Origin of the sequence: Autumnicola aciditolerans (assembly GCF_041679265.1) — a bacterium.
GTDB lineage: Bacteria > Bacteroidota > Bacteroidia > Flavobacteriales > Flavobacteriaceae > Autumnicola.
The window spans coordinates 1-13,105 of record NZ_JBGFSM010000022.1 but is presented as its reverse complement, the minus strand read 5'-3'; the positions used below and the strand labels follow the sequence as shown (position 1 = coordinate 13,105).

The 13,105-nt window shown below is 32.7% G+C and carries 13 protein-coding genes and 1 pseudogene; all 14 read right to left on the bottom strand.

From position 1 onward, the window contains the following. Nucleotides 1-36: 36 nt before the first annotated feature. Complete coding sequence (locus AB8M93_RS17345) at nt 37-465, bottom strand: DUF1896 family protein (protein ID WP_373060042.1); 429 nt, start codon at nt 463-465, stop codon at nt 37-39. A gap of 12 nt (nt 466-477) precedes the next feature. Next, a complete protein-coding gene (locus AB8M93_RS17340) occupies nt 478-813 on the bottom strand; it encodes a DUF4134 domain-containing protein (RefSeq protein WP_489671766.1) in 336 nt (111 codons plus the stop codon). A gap of 137 nt (nt 814-950) precedes the next feature. Further along, nucleotides 951-1,421, bottom strand: coding sequence for a hypothetical protein (locus AB8M93_RS17335; protein ID WP_373060040.1), 471 nt, complete (start codon nt 1,419-1,421; stop codon nt 951-953). 239 nt (nt 1,422-1,660) lie between these two features. Then, nucleotides 1,661-2,194, bottom strand: coding sequence for a hypothetical protein (locus AB8M93_RS17330; RefSeq protein ID WP_373060038.1), 534 nt, complete (start codon nt 2,192-2,194; stop codon nt 1,661-1,663). A 12-nt stretch (nt 2,195-2,206) separates the two neighbouring features. After that, nucleotides 2,207-3,421, bottom strand: a complete 1,215-nt coding sequence (locus AB8M93_RS17325; RefSeq protein ID WP_373060036.1) for a hypothetical protein — start codon at nt 3,419-3,421, stop codon at nt 2,207-2,209. A 475-nt stretch (nt 3,422-3,896) separates the two neighbouring features. Continuing rightward, nucleotides 3,897-4,520 carry an outer membrane beta-barrel protein gene (locus AB8M93_RS17320; protein WP_311533285.1) on the bottom strand — a complete coding sequence of 208 codons (624 nt, stop codon included), beginning with the start codon at nt 4,518-4,520 and terminating at the stop codon, nt 3,897-3,899. Nucleotides 4,521-4,564: 44 nt separating this feature from the next. Then, nucleotides 4,565-5,269 (bottom strand): hypothetical protein, encoded by a 705-nt coding sequence (locus tag AB8M93_RS17315; protein WP_373060034.1) that lies wholly within the window; start codon nt 5,267-5,269, stop codon nt 4,565-4,567. A gap of 545 nt (nt 5,270-5,814) precedes the next feature. Further along, nucleotides 5,815-6,204, bottom strand: a complete 390-nt coding sequence (locus AB8M93_RS17310) for a hypothetical protein (protein ID WP_373060032.1) — start codon at nt 6,202-6,204, stop codon at nt 5,815-5,817. A 27-nt stretch (nt 6,205-6,231) separates the two neighbouring features. Next, nucleotides 6,232-7,518: a peptidase domain-containing ABC transporter gene (locus tag AB8M93_RS17305; RefSeq protein ID WP_373060030.1), complete on the bottom strand. Its 1,287-nt coding sequence runs from the start codon at nt 7,516-7,518 to the stop codon at nt 6,232-6,234. After that, nucleotides 7,451-7,891 (bottom strand): ABC transporter transmembrane domain-containing protein, encoded by a 441-nt coding sequence (locus tag AB8M93_RS17300; RefSeq protein WP_373060028.1) that lies wholly within the window; start codon nt 7,889-7,891, stop codon nt 7,451-7,453. Before AB8M93_RS17300 ends, AB8M93_RS17305 begins: the two co-directional genes overlap by 68 nt. A 56-nt stretch (nt 7,892-7,947) precedes the next feature. Continuing rightward, on the bottom strand, nt 7,948-8,436 hold the full coding sequence (locus tag AB8M93_RS17295; RefSeq protein WP_373060026.1) for a cysteine peptidase family C39 domain-containing protein: 489 nt from the start codon (nt 8,434-8,436) through the stop codon (nt 7,948-7,950). A 3-nt stretch (nt 8,437-8,439) separates the two neighbouring features. Next, nucleotides 8,440-9,654, bottom strand: coding sequence for a lanthionine synthetase LanC family protein (locus tag AB8M93_RS17290; RefSeq protein WP_373060024.1), 1,215 nt, complete (start codon nt 9,652-9,654; stop codon nt 8,440-8,442). Beyond that, nucleotides 9,651-12,752, bottom strand: coding sequence for a lantibiotic dehydratase (locus tag AB8M93_RS17285; RefSeq protein ID WP_373060022.1), 3,102 nt, complete (start codon nt 12,750-12,752; stop codon nt 9,651-9,653). Before AB8M93_RS17285 ends, AB8M93_RS17290 begins: the two co-directional genes overlap by 4 nt. Nucleotides 12,753-12,861: 109 nt before the next feature. Then, nucleotides 12,862-13,026: pseudogene (locus AB8M93_RS17280) on the bottom strand (class I lanthipeptide); the annotation flags it as partial. Nucleotides 13,027-13,105: the final 79 nt, after the last annotated feature.

Below are 13,105 nucleotides of genomic sequence, written 5' to 3'. Positions count from 1 at the left end.
CCTTCTCTTGATGACTGGCTTTTTTCTTCTCAGTAGTTAATTGAGATACTCGTGTATCTGTCCGATGACAGTGTACCTTAGCTGCCTGTCTTCTTCATTTTCTGTATTAAATCCGTATCCATCAAAGATGTCCTTGCAATAGGCAATCAGGTTGACGACTTCATAAGTGAGCGTGCCACTTTCCCGTAACCGCTCATAGTCGGCAGTAAATTCTTCTTCAAGTATTGAAAGGAGGTAGTGGTAACGGGAAGGTTTGAGCTCTTCGGTCATCTGCTCCAGACATATTTCTTCCACAACATAACCGGGCTGGTTTTCAGAAAGTAATTGCTTAGCCAAAGGCATAATGTCCTTTACTTTTGAATCTAGATATGTTGTCACCGAATAGTCTTCCTGCAAATTGAACATCAATTCAGGATTGTTGTGGACGATAAACGTCCACAACTTTTCTTTTAATTGTGTCTGCATACTTCAGGGATTTTAGATACCGAAGAATGACTGGATCACGGTAGCCACGACCACCAGGAAAATACAACTGCCAAACCAGGCGGCAGCCACTTTGCCGGTATCCTGATCTCCATTGTTCCATTTCTGATAAACTTTTACGGCACCGATCAAGCCTAACAGTGCACCTACGGCATACATCAGGTTGGTGCCTGCGGCAAAATAGCTTCGTACTTTCATGTTGGCTTCATTGATCCCCTCAATACCATCTTGCGCATACGCACTGTATTGGATGGCTAGTAGCGCCATAGCGGTACAAATGGTGATAACCTTTTTGCGGTTAAACTTTGTTTTCTTGCTGCACATTTTCATAACTCACATGTATTAAAGTTTAAAATCAAATGCTTTTAATAAAAGCGGAACGGTTTCGCTACCTCATGCCCATCCTTTTCTGTCACACATCGCCTTACGCTCGGGGTAGGGAAGGGAAACACGTTCCGCCGGGACGGCTACCTTTCCTCACTCCACAATTCATCTACTTCCTCTTCATTAAAGGCAGCAATCCCTTGTTTTTCACACTCCGATACAATCAGCTCGTTGATCGAAGGGCGGAGCGCGGATGTTTTTATGGAAGGAAATTCTTTAAGGACAAGGCGCAGGTACTGCCTGAATTCTTCTTTGACCAGTTGTTGGTTAAGAGCATCGGCAATCATGGTTTTTACCTTCTCGACCAGGTGTTCTACTTCTGCAAATTCGTCATCGGCTTCCGCATCGGTAGTTGCCGGGAAATTTTCTGAAGTTTCATTTTGAAGGGTTCCATGTTGCGGAAAACCAGATGTTTTTAAGGTACGTTTTCGTTTTTCTGCCAACAGGGCTTTGATGTCACTGGAAAAATAACGTACCCCAACAAATAGATAATAAATTATTAGTAGTATGGCGACTGCCAACAGGTAGTCTGTCCATGAAATCCGGGTAAACATACGCCACTCATTTTATCGTTCTACAATTCAACTCGGCATAATAATGTCGGGTTGTTTCCTAATATCGATAACAAAGAAACGGATGAAGGTGGGCTGCTACAAGTCCAACTTTTTGTTGGAACCTTTTTGTAACCCTTGGAACCTCAATAAAATAGATGTGTTTATGGGAGGGATTTTCCAAAAAAAAAGAACCTTCTTAAAAAGTTCTTTTTTGTAAACAGGATATGGAGGAATGATTTTTATGGCTTTATCAATTTCCACTTTCCATCTATGAAACGTAGCGTAGCGGAGTGGTTTATTGGTTTTGAAAGATCACGTTTCATCAAGACAGAAAATGGAGTGATATTGGTAAAGGTTACTGTATAAGTCACGGGAATATACTTTTTCCCATTTTCTTCCGAAGCAGTGCCCAATTTGATATCACTTATGGTTTCTTCTGCAATCTTTACTTTTTGAATATCCAGCTTCTTTTCCTTATCCGTAGGTTTTATCAGATACGGTTGGGCTGCTTTGGTAAAGGTAATCAAAGGCGAACCGATATCTTTTAATTTTTGTGTTTTCTGAATAGTAACCATACCTGCCGTATCAAGCTTTAGATCCAAAAGCTTTTTAGCATGAGCGGGATCACTACAAAAGATTTCATAATCAATAGTATGAGGGTAATGTAATTCTTCAGTGATAATTTTTAGGACAGTATCCTCATTCGGTTTGTTGACAGTATAACATCCTGTAAACAGAATAACGGTAAAGAATAAAAGAAGTAGTTTTTTCATAATGTGATGGTTTTAATATTCCTTAATTTTTTTAATGATACGCTCTAGTGTTTCAATGGCTATTTGTTTATCCCGCTCTTCGGCCACATAAGATTTACTACGCATGCCATCATAAGAAAGGTCTTCTTTGTTAGATGTTGATAAATGAGGGACTATGGTTTTGAATACCTGGCTCATGGATTTTGCCACCAATATCCGCGATTCATCCGCGGCACGAAGTATAAGTCCTATCTGGTCTGTAGAAAGCATACAAAGCACTTTCTGTTTTTCCTTTGGAGTTGCCGGATTAGACTTTTGTTTTTCCATTTTGCTATGCAAGGGAACCACCGATAAGCGCAGTTTCTTTTCTAAATAAAGAATCTCCTGAACAAACCAATTACCCAAAATAGTTTCCAGGCCATAATACTTTGGATTAAGAACCATATTAGGCTTACGGTGTAATTGATTAAATGCTTTATAGTAATAGAGCAGCCTATCCATCTTTTCTATAGTGTTGTCATAACTATTTATGCATCTGGCAAGACGATCTGTAAGTAAGTTCATATAAGCCTTACTGTTATAGTTCATGTAGATCAGTAGCTCATCAAGGGGAGAATAAGCTTCAGTTTGATCTTTTTTCCAATCAAGATCTTCAAGGCCTCGTAAGAGGGTTTTTTTATAGAATACATCTCTAAATGTTACTTGGTATTGAAGACAGGTGGTACTGACAAAATGGTATAATCGACTCAGTATTATTTTAAAAGCAGGATTTTGTTTAACATCTTCATCAATGTTTAATTTCAGTTTATCTAATTTTTTCTTAAGTTCTTTTCTTGTTACAGATAGATAAGTTTTTGGAACACGTTCTTCGGGACTGAGATTGTCGCAAAAGCGTGTTTCTATAAAGGAGAGGAGTTCATCTATATTCGATAATAAAACTTTATAAAGATCCTTCAAATTGGCCTTTTTTGGTGAGGTGTTTTTATTCTGCAGTGCCTGGTCAAGGAGGGCGATTAGCGAGGAGTGATATTGCTTTATCAGTAGTATAATTTCTTTTTGCTTATTGATGGAGAAAATCTGGCTCTTTATAAGTGATTGTAGACGTAAGTTCTCTTGAGGAAGGCGATCGATGATATAATCTAGCTGCTCACCATCAATAGAAGTTATATCTGTTCTGTCGGGATTAAGTGTAACTGTAATTAATAAATCAAGCCATTCCAGGGGGTATGGTAGGTATTCATTTTTCAATGCTATATAGTAATTTTATTAAAACTAACTTCAAGACATAATTGCATCTGATCTATAAAAATTTCAGCCTTAATAAACGAGGCAATAATGAACCAGGTTGTCCAGGAACCAAGTCTGTTCATTTGGATACAAGAGAAGCCAAACAAAAATCTCAATGCAATAGCAACTGGGGCACAAATTTTAAAGTTCTTCCTCCTTATTTAATCAAAAAGGGGCTGAACCTTTAAAAGTCTAACCCCTGTTTATTTTAATCTAAGCAAGTTATAGCAATGTCTTTCGCCTCTACCGCTCAAACATTGACAACTTGTGGTCCGGAAGGAGAAGGGGGTACTATTTGCTATTATGGAGGACAATTGAAATGGTTCTCGAAAGTTGTGGTATTATTATAAATAATTAAGGATTAGATTCTTATATAATATCTTTTAATTGATTTTACACCAATTTTTGAAACAGAAAATTTTTAAACTCCGCATAATTAATTTCCAAGAGTATAACCTATAGAAAACATAATTTGATAAATTTCGTTTTTTAGGTTAACTGGTCCAGAGTTAACTTTCTTTCCTATATCCAGTAAGTATGATGCATTCAACCCTAATCTAATTCTCTCTAAATCTCTTACTAATCCTATTTCAGTTTTAGCACCGAAGGAAAATTTTTCCATCTCGTAATAGGATGAATAGACTTCACTCTTAAAGCTTGCATCACTTACCAATAAATCCATTTTAGGACCTGCTCCTATAAATAAATGATGATCTACATTCGAAAATAATTTTAATCTTAAAGTACTGTTGAAATGAATAAAATCCCACGTTTCTTCTATCTCAGATAACTCTTCAGATAAATTTGGATTCTTTTCATATCCTCCTATTTTAATATAACCTACCTCACTAGAAATGTAAAATTGCTTTCTATTCCAATAGTCCAAGCCTATATTAACCGAATAACTCTTAATTTTTTGTTCTAGAACATCAAATTTCTTAGAATTACTAAAAGAAGAAAAAGTAATGCCATTATTCAGCTTAAGGGTTTGAGCAGTAACATGAAAATATGATCCTAGAAGAATAAAAAAAAATGGAACAAAAATTTTTTTTGATTTCATCTCAAAACCTTTTAATGCGATTTATTTTAAAATAAGTTCTTTAATTAATATTCTAAATAGAAATAATTAAAAGGTAAATTTTGTCCAATTTGTTCTGGAAGATATCTGTTGATATATTTTCCCTCTAAACTATTGATAACCCGTATGCTGTAGGTGGTTATTATTAAGGTTTGAGAAGTTGAACTAGCGTTCGTGTAATAATTTAAGCCTTTTTCGAAATTTTGCAGGTCACTGTAGCCGGTCCACTCTTTCGGACTTCCATTGACATACAATATCTTAGGTTCAGCTCTTCCTACAGAATTAATGGATAATTCCACCTCTGCTTTATTTAGGTAAACGTCACAATAGTAATATCCTGTGGCTAATAAAGGTGCACCTGAAATTGCTAATAAAACATCATCTTGAATTTTTGTCTGTTGTGAATATACTGAAAAAGGGCCTTCCCATTCTATGCTTGATTTGGCGATTATTGAATTGAAATTGCCTCCTTTAGAAAAAAGGAGATTTAACTCTTCTCCTTTATTAATTTTTTTATAATCTTTAAAATCTAAGGCAATTAGACTATCCAATTCTGCTAATGTTAAAACCTTGATTTTATTAAGAGTATCGATGCTAATTTGGTTACCAGCCTTCAAATCTTCGGCCGTTGATCCTTCTGGATTATTTGAACTGCCAAGATTTATGATTGCCTCTTTACTGCAGGAAAAAATTATTAAAAGAAATCCGGATAATAGAAAAAATTTCTTCATGATATTGAATTGTAGTTAATAGTAATATAAATGTATGAAGGAGGAATAAATAGATTTCTTATTAAACCACATTTCGAATTCGGGAAAACCACGTTTAACAAAATAGAGTATGAGCAAGGAAAAGCAAATATGGTTAATTTATAGTGGATAGTGAATTCAGTTAAGAAGGGCGATTAGCGAGGAGTGATATTGCTTTATCAGTATTATATTTTTTTGCATACTGATGGAGAAAATCTGGCTCTTTATAAGTGATTGTAGACGTAGGTTCTCTTGAGGAAGGCGATCGATGATATAATCTAGTTGCTCACTATCAATAGAAGTTATTTCTGTTCTGTCGGAATTAAGAGTGACTGTAATTAATAGATCGAGCCATTCCAGGGGGTACGGTAGGTATTCATTTTTTAATGCTATATAATAAATTTCATTAAGACCAACTTCAAGACGTAATAATTATCTTAATCCTTCTTGATGCTATTGAATCTTACTGAAGCGATCTATGAATAGATAAATGAGGAAGCTGATATAAGGGGATGAGGTTGTTAAAATTAAAGAAACGGAATAATACTTTGGAAAAAATTTTGTTTGCCGATCAAGATTTTTCCATCGGTAACAAGGTTGTCTTCTAGTTCATTAATCAGGTTTATTGATAACTCACTTCCAGTAATTTCATACTTCTCACTCCCTATTTTCTTGAGAGGTACTATTATTTCCTGATAATTCTCCAATTCTATTCTCTCAGATTGATCTAGGTCAGCATTAGAAATCAAGAATAATTTATTTTTACTAGCCACTATCTCCACATCCGTGTATTCTGGAACTTCTATTACATATTTCCCCATTAAAAACATAAACATCACCAAGATTATTACGAACCAGGATCCATATTTTACCGTTAGTCCTCTTCTACCCAATGAAATTTCAGATAACTTTTCCATGAATAAATATTATATTAAAAGCTATAATTAATTACCTAATTCTAATTGATTTTTAACAAGATGAAAATAATCCCCTTTATTGGAAACTAATGATGAGTGATTACCGCATTCAACTATGTTACCATTCTTTAAAACAATAATTTGGTGAGCATTTTTTACTGTACTTAACCTATGTGCTATTATGACTGAGGTTTTACCCTTCAAAAATTCATCTAATTTCTCCATTATCAACTTTTCATTATCAGCATCAAGTGCACTTGTCGCTTCATCAAAAAACAAATATTTTGGGTTTTTATAGACCGCTCTAGCAATTAGAATACGTTGCTTCTGCCCTCCACTTATACCATTACCTGCAGCTCCAATTTTTGTTTTGATCCCCAAAGGCAATCGTTCAATAAATTCACTTAAATTAGCTGTTTCAATCGCCTTCCGTAATTTTTTATCATTTACATTTTCATCCCCAGTTACGATATTCCTTTCAATAGTGTCTGAAAAAATGAAACCATCTTGCATAACTGCGCCACAATGTTTTCTCCAGCTTCTTGAGGACATTTCATTTAATAGAAATTCGTTTACAGAAATTTCACCTGATGCAGGAGGATAAAATTTTAATAGAATTTTCATCAGGGTTGTCTTACCACTACCGCTAGCTCCTACAATGGCTGTTATTTTCCCTTCGGGTATAAATAAACTTATATCTTTTAAAATATAAGGGGACTTCGGACCTTCATATTGAAAGCTTAGATCATGTATTCTTATACCTCTCGAACCATGATTTTCACTTTGATCAATTTTTTGACCATCCAATATGATTTGACCTTGAATTTCTTCTTCATTTTGAGAGTGTACTTCTCCTAATCTATCCATACTAATACGCGCATCCTGAAATGAACGAAAGAAATTTGTTAGCTGATTAATCGGCGAATTCATTTGTCCAATGATATACGAGATACTTAGCATCGCTCCTAAAGAGATATTCCCTTTTATCACTTCATTAGCGGCAATAAAGGTTACCAAAATGTTTTTAAGGTGATTGATAAAATTAAATCCAACACTCTGATATTGATTAACTTGTAATATTCTTTGATTAACCTGGAATAATTTTATTTGAATTCCCTCCCAAGCATTATTTTTAAACCTTTCGAAATTATTAAGCTTTATTTCCTGCATACCATTGATAAGCTCATAAATAGAATCTTGATGTTCCGCTCTTCTTTGAAAGCTCTGATAATCCAGTATTTTCCTTTTATTTAGAAAAAATAACACCCATATTATTGCCAAAATTGTAAAAATCAAATACACCATTACTATCATTAAATCGTAATAAGCTAAGACGATAAAATACAGATACATTGATTAAAGAAAATAACGTAAATAAACTTTGGGATGTTAGAAAAGCTTCAATTCTTTCATGATCTGCTATTCTTTGAGTAAAATCACCTATCATTTTAGCATCAAAGAATTTAATTGGAAGCTTCATGAGCTTTCGGAGGAAGTCAGAAATTATGGAGATATTTATTCTGGCCCCAATATATAGTGTAATCCAGTTTCTTATGATCTCAATTACTGAATTCCCTAAAAATAAAAATATTTGGGCCAACAAAATTATATATACAATTCTCAAGCTTTGATTACCAATTCCCTCATCTATTAATGCTTGAGTAAGAAAAGGAAAAATTAAAGTCAATAGAGAACCTCCTAGTAGACCTATAAATAATTGGAAGAATTCAGATTTATAAGGCCTTAAATAATGGAAAATAAACTGAAAATTTTTTTTTCCTCTTTTGGAGGTTTTATATCAAGAAACTGATCACCAGGTTTTAAAAATAATGCTACACCTGTGTCGTTATCACTTAGCCAAGATTTTTCTAATTGTTCTGCAGTGAGCTTGATAAAACCATAACCAGGATCTGCTATTTTATAAACATTTTTTTTTGAAAAAAAATCATATTTAACATCATAAAGAACAACAAAATGATTTTGATTCCAGTGAAGAATACATGGCAAGTTTTTTTTATTACTGATTTCTTCTATCGCCACCTTTGCTGAAAAAGTATCGAAACCAATTTTTTCTGAAGCAATACTAATACCTAATAAGCTGACCCCATCTTTACCTAAAAAGCAATTTTCTCGAAGATAACCTAAAGGGTACTTTTTCTTGTAATACATTGCTATCATCGCAATACATGCCGGACCACAGTCCATTTGATCGTGTTGTGCGATAAACTTCATCGGTTATGATCCAATTAATAATAATTCATTCACTTTCGGTAGCTTCTTGTTATTCTCAATCATAAGGGTAATACCAATTCCAGCAATACCCCAGTAAAAAGAATATTTAGCAGAGCTATCTATTTTCCTATCATTTTCATACTGAAACTGAAACCCCGCCAGATTTTGTTTAGAGGAATTTCTATAACTCATTATTTGCTTATACCAATACTTATATACCTGCAAATAGGTCTTGTCAGATGTTGTCTCAAAAAGGTCTCTATACATGTGGTACAGTCCCGAACATCCATATAGAATACTCGCATCTTCAGTATAGGCCGAATTTAGTTTTCTTATTGAAGTAATCTTTGATATTTTTTCAATCCTCTCTTCAAACTCATAGAATTTAAACGTCTTGATTGATTTATATATAGAAAGTATTATTCCCAAATCTCCATAACACATAGATAGTTGCGTTGGTACTAATTTTTCGGAAAGAGGGAATTTATGAGGAAAAAAGCCGTTATGGAAATCTCTATCCCTATTTATGACAAATGAAATAGCTTTTTTAACAATCTCTTTAAGCTCTGGGTATTCACCATCATATATTCTGAAATCAACAATCTTGGAAAGAAAATTAATGATCATGGCTGAGCCGTGAGACAAGCCTAAATATATTTGATTATTATACGTTGGTGACTTCCAATATACTTCTTGATCATTAAGAAGTATAGCATCTTTTAAGATAGATCTAACAATTTTATTTAATGCATAACGTGAAAAAGGATCTTTATCATAGTTATATTTATTTAGAAAGTAATATCCACTTGCTAAACTACCACTAAAATAATCATGATCTTTCCTGGACATTGATTGTTTGGCTGTCTCAAATAAAACATCATTCAAAAATTGAAAATTTTCAGAAAAATCATAATTTTCCCCGTAGTGTCTTTGGATAAATATTAACCCTTTCCCGAAACTGGATATCGTTTGTCCAATCGATTCTCCCTTAAACTTTAATGAGTGGTTTTCTTTAGACGAAATATTAGAGAGCAAATTGATTGATTCTTCAATTAAAGATTCTCCTTTTAATAAATACTCTTTATTATCAAAATAATATTGGTAGTAATAATAGAAAACTGCGGCACCCATCTTTCCGTATTCTACTGATGCATCAGAAAATACCTCTAAATGAGAATCTATATCCTTTCTTATTTTTTGAATTACATCTTCGATCATTTCGATTTTTTCATTCTGTGATAAGTAGAATTATAAGTTCTAAACATGAAAAAATAGATCACCAATTCATGCATTCTGGCCTTTGTAACAAAAATTCTATTCATATTTATATGAACATAATCCTTGATAAGTTTTTTGAAAATTTCCTGATTGCTAAAGTTATTCTTTATTAAACCAGCAATAGCTGCATTTTTTTGAGATCTAAAGTTCAATGGTTTAACAAAGCTTTCAACTTCGGAATAATTATTTAATCGAAGTATTGAATCTATATAGCTAAGATTTTCTTTATACTTTTTTTCTATAGACTTTTTAAACTCCTTAAGATATTCTGAATTAGAAACATCTACATTTTCCGGCGTAAATGTTTGAAAAAGTTCATCAAAAATTTGAATTCTCATTCTTAGAGGAATATCAAAATCATCCATTAAAAAATGTAGAGACATTAATCCTATTTTCCATCTTAATTCTTCATCCAAAAGATCATCTGAAGAAATTAATTCTAAAATTGCAACACTATCATTGAAAAAAAATTCTTCGGATAGTTCCATATTATAGCTTCCGTATCTTTCAACTTCTCTTTTATAAGTGTCGATTTCGATAGAAGATACAATGCCCTCTTCTACCAAATCCTCAATTAAATTATTTATATACTCGATACGTTCTTGATTAAGTTTATGTTTAACGCGAAACCTAATATGAAACTCTGGGTCATTATACCTTATATAATGCCAAAGGGTCTTTTCAATAGTACTAAATTGTTTCATATAAGGTTTAATCACCTTTCTAATTATAGTATCACCATATTTATGACTTGTATAAATTTTGAAAAAACTCCAATCTTCGCCAGGTAAAAATTTTCTCTTAATTTTTTTCTCTGAATCTATATAACTCTCATTTTGCTCCTTCACTTCTACCTTATTAAGCAAAGGAAAAATAAATTCTGCACTAAATTCTTCTCCATTTTCGTTAGGCAACCTTAGGGGGGCAAGATATTCATATACTGTGATAGCTCTTTTTGCAATTTCCTTCATCAAAATATGCAAGCAAGTATCTTCATTGGTTGCCAAAACTATTACGTTGTCTCTTTTTTTAATTTTACAGAGTTTGGGAATATTACTAGTGTTAATAATCTTCTTCAACTTATCAATAGTTATATTTTCATCTTTTTCTATCCGCCAACGTGCTTCTGATAGTATCAATTCTTTGTATTCTACCCGTGGTAAAAAATTATTATCTTTTAAAATTCCCCATCCCCATTTAAACCCAGAGTCTACACCATAAAATTGGAAATCGCCCAAAAAATTAATTACTGGCAACTGATTCTCATTATAATTGTACGCATTGGAATATCTAGGTTTTACATCCTTATTTAAACGTTTTGACCTTAATTTAATTTCTCCTTCTTCATATCGTATATATAGATCATCAATTGATAATACGCAGGAGCCTTCTCTTTTACTTTCTGAGGCATAAGGTAAATCATAGTTATAGAAATTTGGCCGAAGCAAAACATTTCCTAATCTATCCTCTCTATGATGAAGAAGTTCCGCGTAGACACATTGACCAGAATCTTTTTCTGTTATATCTTCCAAATTTTTCCTTAACTCTTCATCGTAATAAGCAAATCTTGATAATATAATATGAGCATTAGCCGTGGGAATGGGTGAAGATGGTAAAAATTTAAAATTACCGGTATTAAGGTCTTTACTATTCTTACAAATAAAAGAGCCAAATAAATGACTATTGAAACCAAACGAAGGTGGCTTTTCCTGATCAATAGACGCCTCCTTTACATCTTTCTCAGACAACTTGATCGGGATAAAATTAATAGGAGAAAAGCTCTGATTATATTTTTTCAGAATAAGCTTTATTAATGGGCTAACTTCAGCATCACTATCCCTAAAATTCTTAAAAGTAAAATATATATTGTTTAAAAGCGGAGTGTCCTCTAAATTACCACTTATGTGTAAGTCATAACCTACTCCAAAGTCTGGATCTAAGGCTTTGACTAACGGGATTTCTTGAGTTTCAAACTTTTTATAAAATCTTTTTATAAAATTTGACATTCTATAATCAATACTGCTTTTGATTAATGGGATAATTTCTTCAGCTCTTTTAGCTAATCGGGATGTTATATTTTCACTTATGACATTATTTTTCAAAGTTATTTTGGAATCTATTTGAAAAATTTGATGTTTTTTATTGAAGCTATCTTTAAATTGATTCGATAGCCTATCAATTTCTTTGATTACTTTATTAGAATTCAAGAGGTTTTTTGAAGTAATATTCTTTCTTACCGCTAAAATTGATTTTAAACTATTGGTTTGAAATTTATACTTTCTTAAATAATCTTCTAATTCACATAAGGGATCATCCAAACTCGTCATAAAAGGAGGGACTCTATCTACAAGTATTTTATTTTCTATTAATGCATTGACATAATCATCAATCTCTTCTTTAGAAACATTTTGCAGTTTATTTTGAAGAAAAACTTCTATTTCAATTTTTTTAATTCCCGGTTTGGCTAATTTTATAATTGAATCCAAAATTGGATCTTGTGGAATCTCTAAGATTTCATAGTTATAACCATTAATCCAACTTATATACCTCCAATTACTGCCAAAAACATACATCGTGTTATTTGGATATAATGGAATATCACGTAAGCCCTGTTTAGCAAAAATTTCATCTTTTACATGTTTAAGAAAGTAAACATCCGTTCTCGCCTTTGGTATAATTTTTTCATTTTCAAGAACTATATCTGTAGGACCTTGGGACACTTGCCCTGATGCAAAACCGGCAAAAAGACCATAAGGCGTACATCTGCAACACATCCGTATATAATATTTGTATAAACTTTGAAGGACCCGATCTGATGGAGAAAATTCAATATCATCATTTTGCAACCAATTGAGTGCTACTTCATAAAATTCCTTAGAGGCAAAATATAATGCATTAAGAAATTTAATTTCTTTGAAATAAGATTTTATCAAAGAAATATCCTTTGCTCTCATTGCATCATTCAATGATCCAAAATTAGCTGAAGGAAGAGATGATATACGGGCTACGAAAAAATTGGTAGGATTAAGAATTTTCAATTGAATAAAATATGTTTTGACTTCTTTAGATGTGATAAAATTTAAGCAGCTTAATTAAAAACAAACAACCTTTCCAGATTTAATCTGGAAAGGTTGTCTTAAATACTAATTACTCAATATTAGTAGTGGAAGTGGTACTACAATTTTTAGTAGTAGAAGTTCCTGAACAACCTGTTTCAACTTCTGTATCTACACTTTTACTTCTTGCATTATTACCACCTTTAACTGAGCTTAATTGGTCTTCATTTAATTTAGCTATGGTTTTTTTGCTAAATTGGGACTATCTCAAAAACTGTGTAAGTAGAAAATATCGGGGTTTGCAAACCCCGATATTTTTTTAATCTTGCCTGTAA